The sequence below is a fragment of the Citrobacter sp. CFNIH10 genome (assembly GCF_002934585.1).
Classification (GTDB): Bacteria; Pseudomonadota; Gammaproteobacteria; order Enterobacterales; family Enterobacteriaceae; genus Citrobacter_A; species Citrobacter_A amalonaticus.
The window spans coordinates 1,910,403-1,933,951 of sequence record NZ_CP026216.1; the positions used below are offsets into that span (position 1 = coordinate 1,910,403).

Below are 23,549 nucleotides of genomic sequence, written 5' to 3' on the forward strand. Positions count from 1 at the left end.
AAAGATTCAAAGTACAAATAAGCATATAAGGAAAAGAGAGAATGGCTAAGGGGCAATCTTTACAAGATCCGTTCCTGAACGCACTGCGTCGGGAACGTGTTCCAGTTTCTATTTATTTGGTGAATGGTATTAAGCTGCAAGGTCAAATCGAGTCTTTTGATCAGTTTGTGATCCTGTTGAAAAACACGGTCAGTCAGATGGTTTATAAGCACGCGATTTCTACTGTTGTCCCGTCTCGCCCGGTTTCTCATCATAGTAACAATGCCGGTGGCGGTACCAGCAGTAACTATCATCACGGTAGCGGCGCGCAGGGTTCTGCGACGCAACAGGACAGCGAAGAGACCGAATAAGGTTTTTGGCTGTTTTACACACGGGGAGCCAGAATTTCTGCGTTCCCCGCTGATCTATATCGAGGGGTTGACGCTTGTTTGACCGTTATGACGCCGGTGAGCAGGCGGTACTGGTACACATCTATTTTTCGCAAGACAAAGATATGGAAGACCTCCAGGAGTTTGAATCTCTGGTCTCTTCCGCCGGTGTCGAAGCAATGCAGGTGATTACCGGTAGCCGTAAAGCACCGCACCCGAAGTACTTTGTTGGTGAAGGTAAAGCCGTTGAAATTGCGGAAGCCGTAAAAGCGACAGGCGCTGCCGTCGTATTATTCGATCATGCATTGAGTCCGGCCCAGGAACGTAACCTGGAGCGCCTGTGTGAGTGTCGTGTTATCGACCGCACTGGCCTTATCTTAGATATTTTTGCGCAGCGTGCACGTACCCATGAGGGGAAATTGCAGGTTGAACTGGCGCAGTTGCGCCATCTGGCTACGCGTCTTGTCCGTGGCTGGACCCACCTTGAAAGACAGAAAGGCGGGATTGGTTTGCGCGGTCCGGGTGAAACCCAGCTCGAAACCGACCGCCGTTTATTGCGAAACCGTATATTGCAGATCCAGTCGCGCCTGGAAAAAGTTGAAAAGCAACGTGAGCAGGGGCGACAGTCGCGCATTAAGGCGGATGTCCCGACCGTCTCGCTGGTGGGATATACCAACGCCGGAAAATCCACCCTTTTCAATCAGATAACCGAAGCCAGGGTCTATGCGGCAGATCAACTGTTTGCGACCCTGGATCCGACGCTGCGTCGCATTGACGTGGCGGATGTCGGGGAGACCGTGCTGGCGGATACCGTTGGGTTTATCCGTCATCTTCCGCACGATCTGGTTGCGGCGTTTAAAGCGACCCTCCAGGAAACGCGTCAGGCGACACTGTTGCTGCATGTGGTTGATGCAGCGGATGTGCGCGTGCAGGAAAACATCGACGCAGTGGATACGGTTCTCGAAGAGATCGATGCTCACGAGATCCCGTCCCTGATGGTGATGAACAAGATCGATATGCTGGATGACTTTGAACCGCGTATCGACCGGGATGAAGAGAACAAACCGATCCGTGTCTGGCTTTCCGCGCAGACAGGGGTTGGGATACCACAGCTTTTTCAGGCTTTGACGGAGCGACTTTCCGGCGAGGTGGCGCAGCATACGTTGCGTTTGCCGCCGCAGGAAGGGCGTCTGAGAAGCCGTTTTTATCAGCTTCAGGCAATAGAAAAAGAGTGGATGGAGGATGACGGTAGCGTAAGTCTGCAAGTTCGCCTGCCGATCGTTGACTGGCGTCGCCTCTGTAAACAAGAACCGGCTTTGGAAGACTATGTTGTCTGATCTGACGGATATGGCCTGAAGATTTTTTCGCCTCTGTACCTTGTGGAGGTTGAGCGGCAGGAAGGCGGCAAGTCCTGAAATTCTCTGGAGCATAGTCAACTATGTGACGGGAGCTGAGGGATGTAGCCAACGCATCTGCCGCGCAAAAAACACAGGTATAGCATCGCATAACAAATATGGAGCACAAACATGGCGTGGAATCAGCCCGGTAATAACGGACAAGACCGCGACCCGTGGGGAAGCAGCAAACCAGGCGGCAACTCTGAGGGAAATGGAAACAAAGGTGGTCGCGAGCAGGGGCCACCTGATCTCGATGACATCTTTCGCAAGCTGAGTAAAAAACTCGGTGGACTGGGAGGCGGTAAAGGTACTGGCTCTGGCGGCGGAAGCTCATCACAAGGCCCGCGCCCGCATCTGGGCGGACGTGTCGTCTCCATCGCGGCGGCAGCTATCGTCATTATCTGGGCGGCGAGCGGTTTCTACACCATCAAAGAAGCAGAGCGCGGCGTGGTGACACGCTTTGGTAAGTTCAGCCATCTGGTTGAACCGGGCCTGAACTGGAAGCCGACGTTTATCGACGAGGTGACGCCGGTGAACGTGGAAGCCGTCCGCGAACTGGCCGCTTCCGGTGTGATGCTGACGTCAGATGAGAACGTGGTGCGTGTTGAGATGAACGTGCAGTACCGCATCACCGATCCGCAAAAATATCTGTTTAGCGTAACCAGCGCGGATGACAGTCTGCGTCAGGCGACCGACAGCGCCCTGCGCGGCGTGATCGGTAAATACACCATGGACCGTATCCTGACCGAAGGGCGTACCGTTATTCGTAGCGATACCCAGCGTGAACTGGAAGAGACCATTCGTCCGTATAACATGGGTATTACCCTGCTGGACGTCAACTTCCAGGCTGCACGTCCGCCGGAAGAGGTGAAAGCGGCGTTTGACGATGCCATTGCTGCCCGTGAGAACGAACAGCAGTACATCCGTGAAGCGGAAGCGTATACCAACGAAGTTCAGCCGCGTGCGAACGGTCAGGCACAGCGTATCCTCGAAGAGGCGCGTGCTTACAGAACGCAAACCATCCTGGAAGCGCAGGGTGAAGTGGCGCGCTTTGCGAAAATCCTTCCGGAATATAAAGCGGCGCCAGAGATTACCCGCGAGCGTCTGTATATCGAGACGATGGAAAAAGTGTTGAGCCATACCCGTAAAGTGTTGGTTAACGACAAAGGTGGCAATCTGATGGTTCTGCCATTGGATCAGATGCTGAAAGGCGCGAGCGCGCCGGCGGCAAAGAGCGATAGCGGTTCGAACCTGCTGCGTCTGCCCTCCACGTCATCTTCCAGCAGCAGCGGAGCAAGCAACACCTCGTCCACCAGTCAGGGCGATATTATGGACCAACGCCGCGCTAACGCGCAGCGTAACGACTACCAGCGTCAGGGGGAATAACGATGCGTAAGTCAGTTATTGCGATTATCATCATCGTGCTGGTAGTGCTGTACACCTCAATTTTCGTGGTGAAAGAAGGCGAGCGCGGAATTAAGTTCCAGTTCAGCAGCGTCGTGCGTGATGCCGACAAAAAACCATTGATTTATGAGCCGGGTCTGCACTTTAAGGTACCGTTTATTCAGTCGGTGAAAATGCTCGACGCGCGTATCCAGACGATGGATAACCAGGCCGATCGCTTTGTCACCAAAGAGAAGAAAGACCTGATTGTCGACTCTTACATCAAATGGCGCATCAGCGATTTCAGCCGTTACTTCCTGGCGACAGGCGGCGGCGATATTTCTCAGGCTGAAGTTCTGTTGAAACGTAAGTTCTCTGACCGTTTGCGTTCTGAGATTGGTCGTCTGGATGTGAAAGACATCGTGACCGACTCCCGTGGTCGTCTGACCCTGGAAGTGCGTGACGCCCTGAACTCTGGCTCTGCCGGAACCGAAGACGAAGTGGCGACCCCGGCAGCGGATAACGCGATTGCCGAAGCCGCTGAACGTGTTCAGGCTGAAACCAACGGCAATGTGCCGGTGATCAACCCGAACAGTATGGCCGCATTGGGTATCGAAGTGGTCGACGTGCGGATCAAGCAGATCAACCTGCCGACCGAAGTGTCTGAAGCGATCTATAACCGTATGCGCGCTGAGCGTGAAGCGGTAGCGCGTCGTCACCGTTCACAAGGTCAGGAAGAAGCGGAAAAACTGCGCGCGACAGCCGACTATGAAGTGACCAAAACGCTGGCGGAAGCTGAGCGTCAGGGGCGTATCATGCGCGGTGAAGGGGATGCAGAAGCGGCGAAGCTGTTTGCCGATGCGTTCAGCCAGGATCCTGACTTCTACGCCTTTATTCGTAGCCTGCGTGCTTACGAGAAGAGCTTCGAAGGCAATCAGGATGTCATGGTCATGAGCCCGGACAGCGATTTCTTCCGCTACATGAAGACACCGAATACCGCAACGCGATAATATCGTCGCAACGGTTTTAGGTTAGACGCATAAAACCACCGCATCCCTGAGGATGCCGGTGGTTTTCTTTTTATAAAGGACGTCCGATGAACTCAACAATCTGGCTCGCGCTTGCGCTGGTTTTAGTGCTTGAAGGTTTAGGTCCGATGCTTTACCCGCGAGCATGGAAGAAGATGATTTCTGCCATGACGCAGTTGCCTGAAAATACTTTACGTCGTTTTGGTGGTGGACTTGTGGTTGCAGGCATTGTGGTCTACTACATGTTGAGGAAAACGATTGGCTGATCAAAAAACGTGCGAATTTAGCTAATTTTTGCATGCAAAAAGTGCTGTATATCTGAAAAAGCGATGGTAGAATCCATTTTTAAGCAAACGGTGATTTTGAAAAATGGGTAACAACGTCGTCGTACTGGGCACCCAATGGGGTGACGAAGGTAAAGGAAAGATCGTCGATCTTCTGACTGAACGGGCTAAATATGTTGTACGCTACCAGGGCGGTCACAACGCAGGCCATACTCTCGTAATCAACGGTGAAAAAACCGTCCTCCATCTTATTCCATCAGGTATTCTCCGCGAGAACGTCATCAGCATCATCGGTAACGGTGTTGTGCTGTCTCCGGCTGCGCTGATGAAAGAGATGAAAGGACTGGAAGATCGTGGTGTTCCTGTTCGCGAGCGTCTGCTGTTGTCTGAAGCATGCCCGCTGATTCTGGACTACCACGTTGCGCTGGATAACGCGCGTGAGAAAGCACGTGGCGCGAAAGCGATCGGGACTACCGGTCGTGGTATCGGGCCGGCTTACGAAGACAAAGTCGCCCGTCGCGGTCTGCGCGTTGGCGATCTGTTCGACAAAGCCACCTTCGCTGAAAAACTGAAAGAAGTGATGGAATATCACAACTTCCAGCTGGTTAACTTCTACAAAGTTGACGCGGTTGACTACCAGAAAGTGCTGGATGATGTGATGGCGATTGCCGACATCCTGACCTCTATGGTTGTTGATGTGTCCGATCTGCTGGACCAGGCGCGCAAGCGTGGCGATTTCGTCATGTTCGAAGGCGCGCAGGGTACGCTGCTGGACATTGACCACGGTACCTATCCGTACGTAACGTCCTCTAACACCACTGCGGGTGGCGTGGCAACAGGTTCTGGCCTGGGTCCGCGTTATGTGGATTACGTGCTGGGTATCATCAAAGCTTACTCCACGCGTGTGGGTGCGGGTCCGTTCCCGACTGAGCTGTTTGATGACATCGGTGAGTTCCTGTGCAAACAGGGTAACGAATACGGTGCTACCACGGGGCGTCGTCGTCGTACTGGCTGGCTGGACTCCGTTGCTGTGCGTCGTGCAGTACAGATCAACTCCCTGTCGGGCTTCTGCCTGACCAAACTGGACGTACTGGACGGTTTGAAAGAGGTGAAAATCTGTGTCGCTTATCGTATGCCGGATGGCCGTGAAGTGACCACAACACCGCTGGCGGCTGACGATTGGGAAGGTATCGAGCCGATTTACGAAACCATGCCGGGCTGGTCTGAGTCCACCTTCGGCGTGAAAGAGCGTAGCGGTTTGCCACAGGCAGCGCTGAACTACATTAAGCGTATCGAAGAACTGACCGGTGTGCCGATTGATATTATTTCGACTGGCCCGGATCGTACTGAGACCATGATTCTGCGTGACCCGTTCGACGCATAATTTTGGTTCGTGGCGCAGTGCCTGATGGCGCTGCGCTTATCAGGCCTACAAAGTGTAGTTGGCCGGACAAGATGCCAGGCGTCGTCATCCGGCTTAATCGTGCGTTAAATCCTCGCTTTTTTCCTTCCGAACTGAAATAAATTAGCGGCCTGGCTAGTGGCTGGTTTATCATCAATATAAATAAGATGTATCCCGATTCCCCCTTTTCCCTGAGGTTGATGTGCAGTTAACGAGTTTCACCGATTACGGACTACGAGCGCTAATCTATATGGCATCACTCCCGGAAGGTCGCATGACCAGTATTTCGGAAGTGACAGACGTCTACGGCGTTTCCCGTAATCATATGGTCAAAATAATCAATCAACTTAGTCGGGCGGGCTTTGTAACTGCTATTCGGGGAAAAAATGGCGGGATCCGTTTAGGCAAAGCCGCGAATACTATTCGAATTGGCGATGTCGTGCGCGAACTCGAACCGCTGTCGCTGGTGAATTGTAGCAGCGAGTTTTGCCATATCACCCCTGCCTGTCGACTCAAACAGGCGCTTTCTAAGGCCGTGCAAAGTTTTCTAACGGAGCTGGATAACTACACGCTGGCCGATTTGGTTGAAGAGAATCAACCGCTTTATAAATTATTGCTGGTGGAATAGTGAAGTCCAAAGCATTTCGCGTCGTATCGCGGCGGCAACTGAGTGACAAATTCGTCAGGAACGAATTTGAACAGCCGCAGGCTGGCCTTCGGTGAGAGACAGGGATGTCTCTCATAAATCCCCAGGAGCTTACAAAAGTAAGCGACTGGGGAGAGCAAAGGCAGCCAACAAAGAGACGGCGTGAAAGACGACGGAATTCCACCGGAGCTGACAATGGAGGAACCTCAATGTCACAAGATCCTTTCCAGGAACGCGAAGCTGAAAAGTACGAAAATCCTATCCCAAGCCGGGAATTTATCCTCGAACATTTAACTAAACGCGAAAAACCGGCCAGCCGCGATGAGCTGGCTGTGGAACTGAACATAAAAGGCGAAGAGCAGCAGGAAGCCCTGCGTCGCCGCCTGCGCGCGATGGAGCGTGACGGACAACTGGTCTTCACCCGTCGGCAGTGTTATGCGCTGCCGGAACGCCTCGATCTGCTGAAAGGTACCGTTATTGGCCACCGTGATGGCTATGGCTTTCTGCGCGTCGAAGGGCGTAAAGACGATTTGTATCTCTCCAGCGAGCAGATGAAAACCTGCATTCATGGCGATCAGGTATTGGCGCAACCGCTTGGCGCGGATCGTAAAGGCCGCCGTGAAGCGCGTATTGTGCGCGTTCTGGTGCCAAAAACCAGCCAGATTGTCGGTCGTTACTTTACTGAAGCGGGCGTGGGTTTTGTGGTTCCTGACGACAGCCGTCTGAGCTTCGATATTCTGATCCCGCCTGAAGATATCATGGGCGCGCGCATGGGCTTTGTGGTGGTGGTTGAACTCATCAAGCGCCCGACCCGCCGCACCAAAGCGGTAGGGAAAATCGTCGAAGTGCTGGGCGACAACATGGGAACCGGTATGGCCGTCGATATGGCGCTGCGAACCCATGAAATCCCGTATATCTGGCCAGCCGCCGTTGAGAAACAAGTTGCCGGTCTGAAAGAAGAGGTGCCTGAAGAGGCAAAAGTCGGGCGTGTGGATTTACGCGATTTGCCGCTGGTCACCATCGACGGCGAAGATGCCCGCGACTTTGACGATGCGGTCTATTGCGAGAAGAAACGCGGTGGCGGCTGGCGTTTGTGGGTGGCGATTGCTGACGTGAGCTATTACGTGCGTCCGCCGACGCCGCTGGATCAGGAAGCGCGTAATCGCGGGACGTCCGTGTACTTCCCGTCGCAGGTGGTACCGATGCTACCGGAAGTGCTCTCCAACGGCCTGTGCTCACTGAACCCGCAGGTTGACCGCCTGTGCATGGTCTGCGAAATGACCATCTCTACCAAAGGCCGTCTGACGGGATATAAATTCTACGAAGCGGTGATGAGCTCACATGCGCGTCTGACCTACACCAAGGTCTGGCACATGTTGCAGGGCGATCAGGAGTTGCGCGAGCAGTATGCGCCGCTGGTTAAGCATATCGAAGAGTTACACAACCTCTACAAAGTGTTGGATAAAGCTCGTGAAGAGCGCGGCGGCATCTCGTTTGAGAGTGAAGAAGCGAAGTTCATTTTCAACGCGGAACGCCGTATTGAGCGAATTGAGCAGACCCAGCGTAACGATGCGCACAAGCTGATCGAAGAGTGCATGATTCTGGCGAATATCTCGGCGGCGCGTTTCGTTGAGAAAGCTCAGGAGCCTGCGCTGTTCCGTATACACGACAAACCGACGACTGAGGCGATCACTTCCTTCCGTTCTGTTCTGGCGGAGCTGGGGCTGGAACTGCCTGGCGGTAATAAGCCGGAGCCGCGCGATTACGCGGAACTGCTGGAATCGGTTGCCGATCGCCCTGACGCCGAAATGCTGCAAACGATGCTGCTGCGTTCGATGAAGCAGGCGATTTACGATCCGGAAAACCGCGGTCACTTTGGTCTGGCGCTGCAGTCGTATGCGCACTTTACCTCGCCGATCCGTCGTTACCCGGATCTCTCCCTGCACCGCGCCATTAAGTATCTGTTGGCGAAAGAGCAGGGCCATAAAGGTAACACCACCGAAACGGGTGGCTACCATTATTCGATGGAAGAGATGCTGCAACTGGGTCAGCACTGTTCGATGGCTGAGCGCCGTGCGGATGAAGCAACCCGTGACGTCGCTGACTGGCTGAAGTGCGACTTCATGCTGGATCAGGTCGGCAACGTCTTTAAAGGCGTGATTGCCAGCGTCACCGGCTTTGGCTTCTTTGTGCGTCTGGACGAACTGTTCATCGATGGCCTGGTCCACGTCTCCTCGCTGGATAACGACTACTATCGTTTTGACCAGGTGGGACAGCGCCTGACCGGCGAATCCAGCGGCCAGACTTATCGTCTTGGCGATCGCGTGGAAGTGAAAGTCGAAGCCGTGAATATGGATGAGCGCAAGATTGATTTCAGCCTGATTTCCAGCGAGCGTGCGCCGCGTAACGAAGGTAAAACGGCGCGTGAAAGAGCGAAGAAAGGCGATGCGGGTAAAAAAACCGGCCGCCGTCGTCAGGTTGGTAAGAAAGCCAATTTCGAGCCTGACAGCGCTTTCCGTGGCGAGAAGAAACAAAAACCAAAGGCGGCGAAGAAAGAGGCCAGAAAAGCGAAAAAGCCTTCTGAGAAAACGCAAAAAATAGCGGCGGCGACAAAAGCAAAGCGTGCCGCTAAAAAGAAAACGGCACAGTAAGCCGGACAGTGTAAGCCGTGGAAGCATTGCGTCACCCGGCATGATTAACTATTAACGAGTGATTTCATGAGTGAAATGATTTACGGCATCCATGCGGTGCAGGCCCTGCTGGAGCGTGCTCCTGAACGTTTTCAGGATGTCTTTATTCTCAAAGGCCGTGAAGATAAACGCCTGCTGCCGCTGATCCATGCTCTGGAAGCACAGGGCGTGGTCATCCAACTGGCAAACCGTCAGTTTCTGGATGAGAAAAGCGAAGGAGCCGTCCATCAGGGCATTATCGCTCGCGTGAAGCCGGGTCGTCAGTATCAGGAAAACGATCTACCGGATCTGATTGCTTCGCTGGATCAACCGTTCCTGCTGATCCTTGATGGCGTGACCGATCCGCATAACCTCGGTGCCTGTCTGCGTAGCGCCGATGCCGCTGGCGTTAATGCGGTGATCGTGCCGAAAGATCGTTCTGCGCAGTTGAATGCCACGGCGAAGAAAGTCGCCTGCGGTGCAGCGGAAAGCGTCCCGTTGATTCGGGTGACTAACCTGGCGCGTACCATGCGTATGTTGCAGGAAGAGAATATCTGGATTGTCGGCACGGCGGGTGAAGCTGACCATACTCTCTATCAGAGCAAAATGACCGGCCGTATGGCGCTGGTGATGGGGGCGGAAGGTGAGGGGATGCGTCGCCTGACGCGTGAACATTGCGATGAGCTGATCAGCATTCCAATGGCCGGAAGCGTCTCTTCGCTCAACGTTTCTGTCGCGACAGGCATCTGTCTGTTCGAGGCTGTGCGGCAGCGCAGCTAATAGACGATTTCTGAAGCCATCCAGCAGGATGGCTTTTTTGTGCCCTCCTTTCCAGGCATTCTCCCCTCAGACTGACCATACTTATTGAGATGCCATTGAAGGAGGGAAACACAATGCACTGGCAAACACACACCGTTTTTAATCAGCCGTTACCCCTGAATAACAGCAATCTGTTCCTGTCTGATGGCGCGCTCTGCGAGGCCGTAGCGCGTGAGGGGGCAGGCTGGGACAGCGAACTTCTCGCCAGTATCGGTCAACAACTTGGCACTGCGGAATCGCTGGAGCTGGGACGGCTGGCAAATACCTGGCCGCCAGAATTACTACGTTACGATCCCCAGGGGCAGCGTCTGGACGACGTTCGCTTCCATCCCGCGTGGCATCTGTTGATGCAGGGACTGTGTGCCAACCGTATCCACAATCTGCCCTGGGTAGAGGCAGCGCGAGACGGATCGTTTGTCGCCCGGGCTGCCCGCTTTGTCCTGCATGCGCAGGTGGAGGCCGGCACGTTATGCCCCATCACCATGACTTTTGCCGCGACACCGCTATTGCAGCAAATGTTGCCCGCCGTATTTGCCGACTGGCAAACGCCGCTACACAGCGATCGCTATGATTCGCATCTTGCGCCGGGGGGCCAAAAACGTGGCCTGCTGATCGGCATGGGGATGACGGAAAAACAGGGCGGTTCTGATGTGTTGAGCAACACCACCCGCGCCGAGCGTCTGGCGGATGGGTCGTACCGGCTGGTGGGACATAAATGGTTTTTCTCTGTGCCGCAAAGTGATGCCCATCTGGTGCTGGCACAGGCAAAAGGTGGCCTCTCCTGTTTCTTCGTCCCGCGCTTTTTACCTGACGGCCAGCGCAATGCGATCCGCCTTGAACGGCTGAAAGACAAGCTGGGGAATCGTTCCAATGCCAGCGCGGAAGTCGAGTTTCAGGATGCCATCGGCTGGCTTCTTGGTGATGAAGGAGAAGGCATTCGTCATATCCTGAAGATGGGCGGTCTGACGCGTTTTGACTGTGCGCTCGGCAGTCACGGACTGATGCGCCGCGCCTTCTCGGTGGCGATTTACCACGCGCACCAGCGTCAGGTGTCCGGCAAGCCGCTGATTGAGCAACCGATGATGCGTCAGGTGCTTAGTCGTATGGCGCTCCAGCTGGAAGGACAAACCGCATTATTGTTTCGTCTGGCCCATGCCTGGGATCGGCGTAGCGATGCCAAAGAGCGACTCTGGGCGCGTCTGTTCACGCCAGCGGCAAAATTTGCCGTTTGTAAAGGCGGCATTCCGTTCGTGGCGGAGGCAATGGAAGTGCTTGGCGGCGTAGGGTATTGCGAAGAGAGCGAACTGCCGCGACTGTACCGGGAAATGCCGGTCAATAGTATCTGGGAGGGATCCGGTAACGTCATGTGTCTCGACGTCTTGCGGGTTATCAACAAGCAAACCGGGGTCGATGAGATGCTGAGTGAGGCATTCTCTGAGGTCAGGGGGCAGGACAGGCATTTTGATCGCGCGGTACGCCAGCTTTTGCCGCGACTGCGCAAACCTTCCGAAGAACTGGGTCGTGAGATCACCCAGCAGATTTTCCTGTTGGGATGCGGAATAGAAATGTTACGGCACGCATCACCGCCTGTTGCCCAGGCCTGGTGTCAGATGATGCTGGATACGCGCGGCGGAATGCGGTTATCAGAACGGGTACAGGACGCGTTGCTGCTGCGGGCGACGGGGGGATTGCGCTGATACGTTGCCGGATGCGTTTACGCCATCCGGCAATCTGTTATGCGTAGAGTATGGCTTGTACGCGCCAGTTATCAGGCTGCTGCTCTTCATACATCTGAATAATGCGATACCACGATGCGCCTTGTTCATCGGCTTTTAACGCGACAATACGCTCCACATCCTGTGGGTTTCCGGAAATATTACTGACAGAGATCAGGCCAATTTCATTGAGGCCAGTCACGCAATCCGCACTCGCGAATTCAGCAGACTGCGCCGTCGTACTCACCAGTCCGGCAGTTAACAGCAGTGAGGATAAGGCAAGAGATTGTTTCATCGTCAGCTCCATTTTACGTTTCCCCGCAATGCGCAGGGCATTCCATCGCCGAAATAAACGTCCAGCCTCCTGCTGTCGGTTTATTGTGCACAGGTAAACGTATAGAGGCGTAAAGCTACGTGAAATTGGCTTAAATTCCATCAATGATTATTTACGATATAAGACGGCCTGTGAGTACCACTGACCCGTCACGATAGTTTCATCAACCATGACAATAACGTAATAATCGGCTTTCGCTGCGGCGGCTTTCGCTCTGACTTCATCAACTGCATCATCCGGAGAGCCTCTGACCAGAGAGGTCACGGTTCCCATTCGCTGCAACCCTTGTGTCTGGTCGCGACGAATTTCCTGCGGATGATCGGCGACGGGCGGTGCTGGCTGTGGCGTTCCCTGAAGAATGCTACATCCACTTAACAGCATCACCAACATCAAAGAGGTAAACCGACGCATCACTCTATCTCGTTTCCTGATAGCCATAGTGTAGTGCCTTATTAATTTCCCTTTGGGGGAATGTTCCCAAAATGTTACCTTCCGCGCGATTTTCGAATGAAAATGTCGTGAAAGCGTAATCCAGTTCTCAACATTATGAATCGTTGTTGAATACGTCACCTTGTTTAATAATGTGACCTATAGCATACCCGCGCCAAAAGAGGTGCAAATGATTGAAATTGAAACATGTCAACTGGCGGAACATCATCTGCTTCACGCCTTTCCTTCGGGGCAACGCAGTACACCTTTGCCGTGTATTGTTTTCTACCACGGGTTTACCTCTTCCAGCCTGGTCTACAGCTATTTTGCCGTGGCGCTGGCGCAGGCCGGATTTCGGGTCATTATGCCAGACGCCGCCGGGCATGGGGCGCGTTTCAATGGTGACGAACAGGCGAGAATGGGCCACTTCTGGCAGATTTTGCAGCAGAGCATGCAGGAGTTTACGGCGTTACGTGCGGCACTGCGTGCAGAAAACTGGCTGCTGGAGGAACGTCTTGCGGTTGGCGGCGCATCGATGGGGGCAATGACTGCGCTGGGGATCATGACTCAGCATCCGGAGGTCAAATGTGTCGCCAGCCTGATGGGCTCGGGTTATTTCACCCGTCTGGCGCGAACGCTGTTTCCCCCTTGTGCCCTGGACACGCCAGCCCGTCAGGAGGAATTCACGCATATCATTGCGCCGTTGGCGAAGTGGGATGTGTCGCAGCAGCTCGCCCGACTGGCCGACAGACCGCTGCTGTTATGGCATGGCCAGGACGATGATGTGGTGCCAGCGGCGGAAAGTTTCCGTTTACAGCAGGCAATGATTCAGGCCGGCCTGGACCACAATCTGACCTGTCAGTGGCAAGCAGGCGTACGCCATCGCATTACGCCCGAAGCCCTGGCCGCAACGGTGTCGTTTTTCCGTCAGCATCTCTGACGCAGGCGCTAGCTAGCCATACGTCATCATGCAAAAAAAAGCCCCCTGAACAGGGGGCAAGTCAAGCTATGGCTTTCTTTTCGTTTGACTTTCCTGGTGCTAGCGATAAATATCCGCGCTGGCGTGGATGTTGCCGTTACTACCGGGTTCCCGCATCAGGATCGCGTGGTAGTACGTTGCGTCTTGCGCGTCGGTCTCTTCATTCAGGGCCCTTTCTGCATCACTTTCAGTGGCGAAGTTATGATTGATGTAAATGACGCCTAAGCTCTGCACATCATCCATGTTTCGGGCTTGCTGGTGGTCTATTTCAATGGCGGCGAATGTATTTGCACTGAGCAACAGTCCCGCCAGAAGGGTGACAAAACGGATTCGCATACCTACCTCCTCGACAGCTGACTCTGATTAGCGATTTCTCCTGTTAGTCGATAACGTCTGATTTAATTTTAATCGCTACTTTGTCGGTCGATAGCGACCATTTCTGATGCAGTTGTTCAAAAAATTACCGCGATCCGTTCTTTCTGAATGTAAACAATCGGCTAGCCCGTTTTGCTGTGGCGAAAAATACCTGTTTTTCTGACAAGAACACTTACCGAATCGTCAATATCACTGTCGGCCATCGCCGCTTATAGTGAGCCGAAACATAAAGCTAACTTTATGATAATAAGGCAAAAAGATATGGATATTTCATTCATGAATTTCAGCTACTTCGCCATTATGTTTATGGTGGCGCTGATAGCGGGTTTTATTAATGTAGTTTCAGGCGGCGGTGGGTTTTTATCGATTGGAGCGCTATTGCTCTCAGGATTGCCGCCAGCCAATGCGCTGGCGACCAATAAGATTCAGGCGCTGGGCAGTTCATTGACGTCGGGGATCTTCTTTCTGCGTCGCGGACATATTAACGTCCAGCAGCATAAGTATGTCTTTTTATCGGCGTTTGTGGGATCGGCGCTGGGGACGACACTTATCCAGTTCATTGAACCGGAACTGCTGAAAAAACTGTTGCCGGTACTCATCATCGCGGTAGCGCTGTACTTTATTTTTGCCCCCAATCTCACTGAACCAAAAAAGAAGCAGCAGGTGTCACTGTTTCTCTTTTCCCTGATAGGGGGAGGGTGCGTTGGTTTCTATGATGGATTCCTCGGCGCCGGGGCCGGTTCCTTTTATACCCTGTGCTACATCCTGCTGTGGGGATACAGCATCGATAAAGCGCAAATTCACTCTAATTTCATTAATCTTGCGTCCAACATCGCCTCTATTCTGTTCTTCATTTTCGGCGGCAAAATGATCTGGTCGCTGGGACTGGTGATGTTCGCCGGGCAGGCGCTTGGCGCACGCCTGGGGGCGACAGTAGTCCTCACACGTGGCAAGAAAGTGATCAGGCCGATGATCGTGATTGTTTCTATCTGCATCAGCGGCAAAATGCTATTGGATATGTATTAAGGGCGTCCTGACAAATATTCCTGGAATCACCTTGAGTTTGCGGCCTGACACCAGTATTATGACGCGTCAATTTTTCAGCCGACCTTTAACACGTTCCTTGCCTCCATGGGCCGCGGCTGACCCAGACAGGAGGCTGAATAATCCGTAAGGAGCAATTCGATGCGTCATTACGAAATCGTTTTTATGGTCCATCCTGACCAGAGCGAACAGGTTCCGGGTATGATCGAGCGTTACTCTGCTGCCATCACTGGTGCAGAAGGCAAGATCCACCGTCTGGAAGACTGGGGCCGCCGTCAGCTGGCTTACCCGATCAACAAACTGCACAAAGCTCACTACGTTCTGCTGAACGTTGAAGCACCGCAGGAAGTGATCGATGAGCTGGAAACAACTTTCCGCTTCAACGACGCCGTTATCCGCAGCATGGTAATGCGTACTAAGCACGCTGTTACCGAAGCATCTCCGATGGTTAAAGCGAAAGACGAGCGCCGTGAGCGTCGCGATGATTTCGCAAACGAAACCGCAGATGATGCTGAAGCTGGGGATTCTGAAGAGTAATTTCTGATGACCAACCGTCTGGTGTTGTCCGGCACCGTGTGCAGGACCCCCCTTCGAAAGGTCAGTCCATCAGGAATTCCGCACTGCCAGTTCGTGCTTGAGCATCGTTCTGTGCAGGAGGAAGCCGGATTTCACCGGCAGGCGTGGTGCCAAATGCCCGTGATTGTTAGCGGACACGAAAACCAGGCCATTACTCACAGTATAACGGTCGGTAGCGCAGTGACCGTTCAGGGGTTCATCTCTTGCCACAAGGCAAAGAACGGCCTGAGCAAAATGGTTCTGCATGCCGAGCAGATTGAATTGATAGATTCTGGAGACTAGCCATATGGCACGTTATTTCCGTCGTCGCAAGTTCTGCCGTTTCACCGCGGAAGGCGTTCAAGAGATCGACTATAAAGATATCGCTACGCTGAAAAACTACATCACCGAAAGCGGTAAGATTGTCCCAAGCCGTATCACCGGTACCCGTGCAAAATACCAGCGTCAGCTGGCTCGCGCTATCAAACGCGCTCGCTACCTGTCTCTGCTGCCGTACACTGATCGTCATCAGTAATCGGTCACGGTCCATTAATACGACTTTGAGAGGATAAGGTAATGCAAGTTATTCTGCTTGATAAAGTAGCAAACCTGGGTAGCCTGGGTGATCAGGTTAACGTTAAAGCGGGCTATGCTCGTAACTTCCTGGTACCACAGGGTAAAGCTGTTCCTGCTACCAAGAAAAACGTTGAATACTTCGAAGCACGTCGCGCTGAACTGGAAGCTAAACTGGCTGACGTTCTGGCTGCTGCAAATGCACGCGCAGAGAAAATCAACGCACTGGAAACCGTTACCATCACGTCTAAAGCAGGCGACGAAGGTAAACTGTTCGGTTCCATCGGTACCCGCGACATCGCTGATGCTGTAACTGCAGCTGGCGTTGAAGTGGCTAAGAGCGAAGTTCGTCTGCCGAACGGCGTTCTGCGTACCACTGGTGAGCACGAAGTGGACTTCCAGGTTCACAGCGAAGTATTCGCTAAGCTGACCATTAACGTTGTTGCAGAATAAGTTTTTATTCTGATAACGTCGTAAGAAACGCCGACCTTGTGTCGGCGTTTTGCTTTTCTGCTCCCCTCATTTTTCGCTCTGGCTATTCTTTGTCCTTTTCGGGATAATCATTAAAAATAAAACATAATTTCAATCTGGTGATGAATGGATACTCCGCACCCGCAACCTTTGTTTGCGCGTAAAAATGTTGTCTGGCTGAGCGCGGCGTTTTGTTGTCTGCTCTGGGGCAGCGCCTATCCGGCCATAAAGAGCGGTTATGAGATCTTCCAGATCGCCGCTGACGATATTCCGTCCAAAATTGTTTTCGCTGGTTACCGCTTCCTGTTCGCAGGTCTGCTGTTACTCTTGCTGGCGATAGCGCAGCGTAAGCCGATTGGCCGCCTGAGTTCCCGGCAGTTCGGGCAATTGACGCTGCTGGGAGTGACGCAGACCTCGCTGCAATACATCTTCTTTTACATCGGTCTGGCGTTCACTACCGGCGTGAAGGGATCGATCATGAATGCCACGGGCACCTTCTTCAGCGTGCTGTTGGCGCACTTCATCTATCAGAACGACAAACTGAGTTACAACAAAACGCTGGGATGCATTCTCGGTTTTACCGGCGTGATGGTGGTGAACTTCAACAGCGGGCTGCTGGATTTTAATTTTACCCTGGCGGGCGATGGCTCGATTGTGCTGGCGGCATTTATTCTCTCCGCCGCGACGCTTTACGGTAAGCGACTCTCTCAGACGGTCGATCCAACCGTGATGACGGGGTATCAGTTAGGGATTGGCGGGCTGGTGTTGGTGATCGGTGGTTATGTCTTTGGCGGCACACTGGCGGTTCACGGTCTCGCATCGGTGGCGATTCTCGGTTACCTGACGTTGCTCTCTTCAGTGGCGTTCGCGCTGTGGAGTATTTTGCTTAAGTATAACCGTGTGGGGATGATTGCACCGTTTAACTTCCTGATCCCGGTCTCCGGCGCGGTGCTGTCCGCGATTTTTCTCGGTGAGAATATCCTGGAGTGGAAATACGCGATTGCGCTGGTTCTGGTGTGCTCGGGGATCTGGTGGGTTAATAAGGTGAAGCGGTAACGCCGCCAATGCCGTGGTAGGCCGGATAAGGGCAAGCCGCCATCCGGCACGGCGCTGATGTGCCTGATGACGCTACGCTTATCAGACCTGGCAGACCCCGGCACGATGAATTAACGTACGCGGATAAAGCTGCCGTCAGGTTGACGAGTAAACAGTACCTGCTGATTGTTGCCGGTGTCGATAGTCAGTCCGGTCACCACGCCATTCGCGTTCTGGCGAATTTGCACCATCTGCCCGCTCTGGAGAGTGCTTAGCGGTTTCCCCGCACCTTCAACCTGCGCCATCGCATAAACATCTGTAGGTGGCAGTCCGTGGTCGCGGAACAGTTGTGCCATGGTTTTACCGGGCTCTACGCGATAGGAGCGCCATTGCTGCTCAATGCCGCTATCCTGCTGGAAAGGCTGGGTTTGCGGTTGCTGTGACTGAGGTTGCTCTTCCGGTTGCCCTTCCTGAATGGGTTCCGGCGCAACGGGAGCGACCTGGCCTGGATCGTTTTGCGGGGCCACAAGCTGGGCCTGAAGCTGCGCTTCCGTCGGGGGTTGAGACTGCGACTGGAGATCCAGTTGCGCGTTACGGGTTACCGCTGGCGTATCGTTCGTGTCGCTTGAGGGGAGAAGGAAACCGACGACCAGCACAATCGCTGCAATGATAATGCCGCGGCGATGCATAGACGGAAGCGGATCCATAATGCGAAAATTGTCCGGTGCATGCCAGATTTTCGCCAGGGTTGGTTTTAATTCAAAGCGCCCGGGCATGGCTTTCCTCCTGCTCCGCGTCTCGTTCCTCAATCATAGAGTATAGACAGCTAACGCTATGATGTTCGTGATATTCCCCGTTTTTGGCACATATACAGGGGGATATCCCTATTGTTTCTTTTTCGTCGTGATTTGTCATCCACCCCGAGACAACATTTTACCGGGAGAAGCCTGGCTGTTATGCTGCCCGCTACTTTTTTATATCCGATGAAAGGAAATACGATGGCAACCCCGACTTTTGACACTATCGAAGCGCAAGCAAGCTACGGCATTGGTTTGCAGGTAGGACAGCAACTGAGCGAATCCGGACTGGAAGGGCTGTTGCCTGAAGCGCTGGTTGCCGGTATTGCTGACGCGCTGGAAGGCAAGCAGCCAGCCGTGCCGGTTGATGTGGTACACCGCGCGCTGCGCGAGATCCATGAACGTGCGGATGCCGTACGTCGCGAACGCTTCCAGGCGATGGCCGCAGATGGCGTGAAATATCTGGAAGAAAACCGTGAGAAAGACGGTGTGAACAGCACGGAATCTGGTCTGCAATTCCGCGTCCTGACTCAGGGCGAAGGCGCTATCCCGGCTCGTACTGACCGCGTTCGTGTGCACTACACCGGTAAACTGATCGACGGTACCGTCTTTGACAGCTCTGTTGCGCGCGGCGAACCGGCTGAATTCCCGGTAAACGGCGTGATTCCTGGCTGGATTGAAGCGCTGACCCTGATGCCGGTTGGCTCTAAATGGGAACTGACCATTCCTCAGGAACTGGCTTACGGCGAACGTGGCGCCGGTGCGTCGATCCCGCCATTCAGCACCCTGGTGTTTGACGTCGAACTGCTGGAAATTCTGTAACTAGTCACTTCTGTTCCCCCTCCACGCCGGAGGGGGACGAAAAATGCGCAATAACGCTGCTCGATTGCCGGGTATCGGAGTTTTATCTTGCAAATGCATCAGTTGCGTGTATTTTTGTGAGCTAATTCGCGTTACCAGAGTGATATGACACTCACTTTAAACATATAATTAACATAATATCTAAATCTTAGTATTCATCCCGCCGATTCTTACCTAATATCGATAAGTCCTGAAAACAGGATCGTCGTATCATAGATGCACAACAGACGCATTAAAGGCCGCAGAGCCCGCACAACACAGACAGGTACAGGAAGAATAAAATATGGTAGATCAGGTAAAAGTCGCCGCCGACGAACAGGCTCCGACTGAACAGTCGCTACGGCGCAATCTTACAAACCGACATATTCAGCTTATCGCCATCGGCGGTGCCATTGGTACGGGCCTGTTTATGGGGTCGGGTAAAACGATCAGTCTCGCCGGGCCGTCGATCATTTTTGTTTATATGATCATTGGTTTTATGCTTTTTTTCGTGATGCGCGCAATGGGAGAATTGCTGCTCTCGAATCTGGAATACAAATCTTTTAGCGACTTTGCTTCGGATCTGCTGGGACCGTGGGCAGGTTATTTCACCGGCTGGACCTACTGGTTCTGTTGGGTGGTGACCGGGATGGCGGATGTCGTCGCTATTACGGCCTACGCGCAGTTCTGGTTCCCCGGTCTTTCCGACTGGGTCGCCTCGCTGGCGGTAGTGATCCTGCTGCTGAGCCTTAACCTTGCCACCGTGAAAATGTTCGGTGAGATGGAGTTCTGGTTCGCGATGATCAAAATCGTCGCTATCGTGTCGCTGATTATCGTCGGCCTGGTGATGATTGCCATGCACTTCCAGTCGCCAACCGGTGTGGAAGCGTCGTTTGCTCACCTGTGGAATGATGGCGGCTGGTTCCCGAAAGGCATTAGCGGCTTCTTTGCCGGTTTCCAGATAGCCGTGTTCGCCTTTGTCGGGATCGAACTGGTCGGGACGACGGCGGCGGAAACGAAAGATCCGGAGAAATCGCTGCCGCGCGCCATTAACTCGATTCCGATTCGTATCATCATGTTTTACGTCTTTGCGCTGATCGTCATCATGTCCGTAACGCCGTGGAGTTCAGTGGTGCCGGATAAGAGTCCGTTCGTTGAGTTGTTCGTGCTGGTGGGTCTGCCTGCCGCTGCGAGCGTGATTAACTTCGTGGTCCTGACGTCCGCTGCTTCCTCTGCAAACAGTGGCGTGTTCTCTACCAGCCGTATGCTGTTTGGTCTGGCGCAGGAAGGCGTGGCGCCGAAAGCATTCGCTAAGCTGTCTAAACGCGCGGTTCCGGCGAAAGGGCTGACCTTCTCCTGTATCTGCCTGCTGGGCGGAGTCGTGATGCTGTATGTCAACCCAAGCGTGATTGGCGCGTTCACCATGATCACGACAGTGTCGGCGATCTTGTTTATGTTCGTCTGGACTATCATCCTGTGCTCATACCTGGTGTATCGCAAACAGCGTCCACATCTGCATGAGAAGTCAATCTACAAAATGCCGCTTGGCAAGCTGATGTGCTGGGTGTGCATGGCGTTCTTCGTCTTCGTGCTGGTACTGCTGACGCTAGAAGATGATACCCGTCAGGCGCTGCTCGTCACGCCGCTGTGGTTCATTGCGCTGGGTCTGGGCTGGTGGCTGATTGGTAAGAAGCGGATGGCAGGCGTTCGTTAAAAAAAGAGCCGCGACGCGGCTCTGCAATTACATGAATCAGGGCGCTCTCGGGCGCCTTTTTTATTCGCCTGCGAGGGCGCGCGGGAACAACACATTATTTTCCAGACTGATGTGTTCCATCAGATCATCAATCATCTCATTGATGCCGTTGTACATCGCTTTCCAGGTGGTGCACGCTTCTGGCGGGATCGTCACGTTCTGGGTGGTATGTTTAATCACTTCCAGCAGTTCCCCCGCTTCATCATGCTCACTTTCCATGACGCTGATCGGCCCCATCGCCTGGCTACCCATGCCCTGTTTGATCATCGGGAACAGTATCTGCTCCTCTTTCATCATGTGGCTTGAAAGCTCCTGATGCAGCATGGTCAGATACTTCGCCAGACCTTTTGGTACGTTGGGCTTATCAGCATGAACGCGTTCAACTTTGGTGGCTTGCAGGATCAGTTCCGGCAGTTGCTCGCGGTGTCTGTCGTGATAACGCACGATGATGTGGTCGATAATTTCGACCAGCGGCGCGGTACGCCAGTCTTTATCGATCGGTTGTTCTGCCAGTTGTGCCAGTTGCGCTTCGATAGCATCAACGTCCAGCTCTTTACGGGCGGCAGCACGCGCCAGCGTCTGCTTACCGCCGCAGCAGTAATCCATATCGTACTTACGAAACAGGGCCGACGCGCGAGGGATAGAGAGCGCCAGTTCACCTAAAGGTTGATCGCGATAAGCCATAGCCATTACCTCATTCTCAATAATATAAGGTGCATTTTAAATGCACCTTTAATCGAGCGCTATAACCCTTTCGAGGGGGGGGGACGGATTAACGGCCTGGCTCTGAAAGCGGAATGACGCGTGGTTTTTCCGGTTTTGCTCTGACTGCCACCACCACGCCGATAACCAGCAAAGCGATACCGCTGAGCGTCAGCACAGGGGGAAGGGTCTGGCGCAAGATGAAGGTGTAGAGCAAACCCGCCAGCGTTTCGAACACGATCAATGGGCCGAGGATCACCGTCGGTAATCGCTGGCTGGCAATGTTCCAGCACAGCGCGCCTACCCATGAGCACAGCACCGCAATCGCCACCATTAGGCCTACAAACACCGCAGGGCGCGGGCCGAACGGCAGGGCGAAGTCGGGCATTTTCCCATGCAGCCAGAAGCAGGCGACGAGGTAGCCCAGCAGCGAAACGGGCAGGGTTACCAGCGCCTGCGCCGTCGCCCACATCATCGGGTGTTTTTCCGGGTTCTCCCGCAGCCAGCGGGCATTACGCAGCGCATACCAGGCCCAGCACACCACTGATACCAGCGCCAACGCGATGCCAGAACCGTAGCGCCAGCCGCTAAAATCAGGCAAGCCCTGGTTGAGTTCCGCAATGTTCACGCACAGCAATCCGATGCCTATCAGCAGCAGTGCTGGGGCCAGCCGTAGCGAGGAGAGCCTGCCATCGCGCTGGCTGTACAGCAGGTTGGCAAATACCGGAATGACGACCGGCAGCGTGCCGATGATCATCGTTGAGACCGGTGCGCCGGTGCGCTGAATGGCGCTGGCAAGGCAGACGTAATAAATCAGGTTGCCCATCATGGTCAGCGCCAGCGCGGTCAGCCAGTCTTTCGCCGAAAGCTGCCGCAGGCGCACACGTCCGAGCCATGCCAGCGGCAGGGCAATCAAGCCTAATGCCAGATAACGCCCCATCGACTGCAGCACCGCCGGATATTCCGGCACGATCAACGGTCCGACAAAAATCAGTCCCCACATCAACCCTGCCAGCAGGGCGTACAACACACCGCTAATCATGCTTGACATCCACATCGTTAAACATGACGAAAAGTGTAGGCAGGGAACCGGGGCGCGTATTGTATGAGCTTGCGCATTAGCGCGAATAAACCTGCTTTTGATAGCGCACGGGAGTGATGCCGTAGCGATGGGTAAAGGCGCGGGTGAGATGGGATTGATCGGTCAGGCCGGTCGCGGCGGCAACGTCCGCAGCGGGCATACCGAGAGTCAGAAAACCTTTTGCCCGCCACAGACGGATCGCCATCAGCATCTGGTGTGGCGTCACGTGGAAATGGGCTTTGAACTGACGTTGAAAGTGCCAGGGGCTTAGCGAGGCAACGCGTGCCAGTTCATCGAGGGTGACCGGCCGCATGTAGTTGTCATGTAAATAGTCGCGCACGCGCTCAAAGCGATGCGCGCCTTCCCGTGGCGCCGGGGCATGACGAGCCAGCGGCTGGAAGGTGTCGATCAGATCCAGCAACAATCCTTTTTGCGCTAAAGGATCGTCAGTGTGCCACAGTCCGTGGATCAGCGAACAAATCTGACGGGAGCGGCGCGGATCGTGACGCGTGACGTCGTGAAACCACCAGTGACGAATGCCGGTCACCTCTTCCAGCAGGTCGGGCTCCAGATAGATCATCCGGTAACGCCAACCGTCGGCGGTTTCGGCCTCGCCGGTATGCAGCTCATCCGGATTCATCGTCACGACCGAGTGGGCTGGGGCAACGTACTGCGTGCCACGATAGCGAAAGCGCTCGGCACCGGCTTCTATCGCGCCAATGCCGAACGCTTCGTGGGTGTGTGGCTCAAAGGCGTAGCGTGAAATATGGGCGTGATACAACTCAACGCCAGGCACCTGCGCCAGATGGCGAAAGCGGGCGCTGTCTTTTTCATCGCTAAACTGCTCGGGTACACCTTGCACGTTGTCTC

General features: G+C 54.0%; 26 protein-coding genes. 19 read left to right on the forward strand and 7 right to left on the reverse strand.

Annotated features, from left to right (window positions below; genetic code table 11):
• Positions 1-41: 41 nt before the first annotated feature.
• From hfq to C2U53_RS12710, 10 genes are all read left to right on the forward strand, one after another.
• Positions 42-350 (forward strand): RNA chaperone Hfq, encoded by a 309-nt coding sequence (hfq, locus tag C2U53_RS12665; RefSeq protein ID WP_042999184.1) that lies wholly within the window; start codon positions 42-44, stop codon positions 348-350.
• A 74-nt stretch (positions 351-424) separates the two neighbouring features.
• Positions 425-1,705 (forward strand): ribosome rescue GTPase HflX, encoded by a 1,281-nt coding sequence (hflX, locus tag C2U53_RS12670; RefSeq protein ID WP_042321426.1) that lies wholly within the window; start codon positions 425-427, stop codon positions 1,703-1,705.
• 189 nt (positions 1,706-1,894) lie between these two features.
• Entirely contained in the window at positions 1,895-3,151 is a 1,257-nt protein-coding gene (hflK, locus tag C2U53_RS12675) for an FtsH protease activity modulator HflK (protein WP_042999185.1), read from the forward strand.
• A gap of 2 nt (positions 3,152-3,153) precedes the next feature.
• Positions 3,154-4,158, forward strand: coding sequence for a protease modulator HflC (gene hflC, locus C2U53_RS12680; RefSeq protein WP_042321433.1), 1,005 nt, complete (start codon positions 3,154-3,156; stop codon positions 4,156-4,158).
• A gap of 86 nt (positions 4,159-4,244) precedes the next feature.
• A complete protein-coding gene (locus C2U53_RS12685; RefSeq protein WP_042321436.1) occupies positions 4,245-4,442 on the forward strand; it encodes a DUF2065 domain-containing protein in 198 nt (65 codons plus the stop codon).
• Between the two features lie 103 nt (positions 4,443-4,545).
• Positions 4,546-5,844: an adenylosuccinate synthase gene (purA, locus tag C2U53_RS12690; RefSeq protein WP_042321439.1), complete on the forward strand. Its 1,299-nt coding sequence runs from the start codon at positions 4,546-4,548 to the stop codon at positions 5,842-5,844.
• A gap of 220 nt (positions 5,845-6,064) precedes the next feature.
• Positions 6,065-6,490, forward strand: a complete 426-nt coding sequence (gene nsrR, locus C2U53_RS12695) for a nitric oxide-sensing transcriptional repressor NsrR (protein ID WP_042321442.1) — start codon at positions 6,065-6,067, stop codon at positions 6,488-6,490.
• Positions 6,491-6,717: 227 nt separating this feature from the next.
• A complete protein-coding gene (gene rnr, locus C2U53_RS12700; RefSeq protein ID WP_042999186.1) occupies positions 6,718-9,159 on the forward strand; it encodes a ribonuclease R in 2,442 nt (813 codons plus the stop codon).
• Positions 9,160-9,225: 66 nt separating this feature from the next.
• Positions 9,226-9,957, forward strand: a complete 732-nt coding sequence (rlmB, locus tag C2U53_RS12705) for a 23S rRNA (guanosine(2251)-2'-O)-methyltransferase RlmB (RefSeq protein WP_042321448.1) — start codon at positions 9,226-9,228, stop codon at positions 9,955-9,957.
• A gap of 113 nt (positions 9,958-10,070) precedes the next feature.
• Positions 10,071-11,693 (forward strand): isovaleryl-CoA dehydrogenase, encoded by a 1,623-nt coding sequence (locus C2U53_RS12710; RefSeq protein ID WP_042999187.1) that lies wholly within the window; start codon positions 10,071-10,073, stop codon positions 11,691-11,693.
• A 37-nt stretch (positions 11,694-11,730) separates the two neighbouring features.
• Here the strand turns inward: C2U53_RS12710 and yjfN are convergent, their stop codons facing one another.
• Positions 11,731-12,006 carry a DUF1471 family protease activator YjfN gene (yjfN, locus tag C2U53_RS12715; protein ID WP_072140690.1) on the reverse strand — a complete coding sequence of 92 codons (276 nt, stop codon included), beginning with the start codon at positions 12,004-12,006 and terminating at the stop codon, positions 11,731-11,733.
• 147 nt (positions 12,007-12,153) lie between these two features.
• Positions 12,154-12,483: a biofilm peroxide resistance protein BsmA gene (bsmA, locus tag C2U53_RS12720; RefSeq protein WP_042999188.1), complete on the reverse strand. Its 330-nt coding sequence runs from the start codon at positions 12,481-12,483 to the stop codon at positions 12,154-12,156.
• 181 nt (positions 12,484-12,664) lie between these two features.
• Here bsmA and yjfP point away from each other — a divergent pair, with 181 nt between their 5' ends.
• Complete coding sequence (gene yjfP / locus C2U53_RS12725; RefSeq protein WP_044265677.1) at positions 12,665-13,414, forward strand: esterase; 750 nt, start codon at positions 12,665-12,667, stop codon at positions 13,412-13,414.
• Between the two features lie 99 nt (positions 13,415-13,513).
• Here the strand turns inward: yjfP and yjfY are convergent, their stop codons facing one another.
• A complete protein-coding gene (gene yjfY / locus C2U53_RS12730; protein ID WP_042999190.1) occupies positions 13,514-13,789 on the reverse strand; it encodes a DUF1471 family protein YjfY in 276 nt (91 codons plus the stop codon).
• Between the two features lie 300 nt (positions 13,790-14,089).
• On the opposite strand from yjfY, the gene C2U53_RS12735 reads away from it, so the two are divergent.
• The 6 genes from C2U53_RS12735 (at position 14,090) to C2U53_RS12760 (ending at position 17,527) form a co-directional block, all read left to right on the forward strand.
• Complete coding sequence (locus C2U53_RS12735; protein WP_042999191.1) at positions 14,090-14,854, forward strand: TSUP family transporter; 765 nt, start codon at positions 14,090-14,092, stop codon at positions 14,852-14,854.
• A gap of 159 nt (positions 14,855-15,013) precedes the next feature.
• Positions 15,014-15,409 (forward strand): 30S ribosomal protein S6, encoded by a 396-nt coding sequence (gene rpsF / locus C2U53_RS12740; protein ID WP_042321529.1) that lies wholly within the window; start codon positions 15,014-15,016, stop codon positions 15,407-15,409.
• A 6-nt stretch (positions 15,410-15,415) separates the two neighbouring features.
• Positions 15,416-15,730, forward strand: coding sequence for a primosomal replication protein N (gene priB, locus C2U53_RS12745; RefSeq protein ID WP_042321531.1), 315 nt, complete (start codon positions 15,416-15,418; stop codon positions 15,728-15,730).
• Positions 15,731-15,734: 4 nt separating this feature from the next.
• Positions 15,735-15,962, forward strand: coding sequence for a 30S ribosomal protein S18 (gene rpsR / locus C2U53_RS12750; RefSeq protein WP_000135199.1), 228 nt, complete (start codon positions 15,735-15,737; stop codon positions 15,960-15,962).
• Between the two features lie 41 nt (positions 15,963-16,003).
• Entirely contained in the window at positions 16,004-16,453 is a 450-nt protein-coding gene (gene rplI, locus C2U53_RS12755; RefSeq protein WP_042999192.1) for a 50S ribosomal protein L9, read from the forward strand.
• 144 nt (positions 16,454-16,597) lie between these two features.
• Complete coding sequence (locus C2U53_RS12760) at positions 16,598-17,527, forward strand: DMT family transporter (RefSeq protein WP_042999193.1); 930 nt, start codon at positions 16,598-16,600, stop codon at positions 17,525-17,527.
• 110 nt (positions 17,528-17,637) lie between these two features.
• On the opposite strand, the gene C2U53_RS12765 is transcribed toward C2U53_RS12760, so the two are convergent.
• A complete protein-coding gene (locus tag C2U53_RS12765; protein WP_042999194.1) occupies positions 17,638-18,282 on the reverse strand; it encodes an OapA family protein in 645 nt (214 codons plus the stop codon).
• Between the two features lie 222 nt (positions 18,283-18,504).
• Here C2U53_RS12765 and fklB point away from each other — a divergent pair, with 222 nt between their 5' ends.
• Together fklB and cycA are read left to right on the forward strand one after the other, a co-directional pair.
• A complete protein-coding gene (gene fklB / locus C2U53_RS12775; protein ID WP_042999195.1) occupies positions 18,505-19,125 on the forward strand; it encodes an FKBP-type peptidyl-prolyl cis-trans isomerase in 621 nt (206 codons plus the stop codon).
• Positions 19,126-19,447: 322 nt separating this feature from the next.
• Positions 19,448-20,857, forward strand: coding sequence for a D-serine/D-alanine/glycine transporter (gene cycA, locus C2U53_RS12780; RefSeq protein WP_042999196.1), 1,410 nt, complete (start codon positions 19,448-19,450; stop codon positions 20,855-20,857).
• Between the two features lie 60 nt (positions 20,858-20,917).
• Here cycA and ytfE read toward each other — a convergent pair whose 3' ends face one another.
• The 3 genes from ytfE to C2U53_RS12795 form a co-directional block, all read right to left on the reverse strand.
• Positions 20,918-21,580: an iron-sulfur cluster repair protein YtfE gene (gene ytfE, locus C2U53_RS12785; RefSeq protein ID WP_042999197.1), complete on the reverse strand. Its 663-nt coding sequence runs from the start codon at positions 21,578-21,580 to the stop codon at positions 20,918-20,920.
• Between the two features lie 88 nt (positions 21,581-21,668).
• Positions 21,669-22,640, reverse strand: coding sequence for a DMT family transporter (locus tag C2U53_RS12790; RefSeq protein WP_104445972.1), 972 nt, complete (start codon positions 22,638-22,640; stop codon positions 21,669-21,671).
• 76 nt (positions 22,641-22,716) lie between these two features.
• The gene (locus C2U53_RS12795) at positions 22,717-23,541 is read right to left on the reverse strand and encodes an AraC family transcriptional regulator (RefSeq protein WP_044257211.1); all 825 of its coding nucleotides are present in this window, start codon (positions 23,539-23,541) and stop codon (positions 22,717-22,719) included.
• Positions 23,542-23,549: the final 8 nt, after the last annotated feature.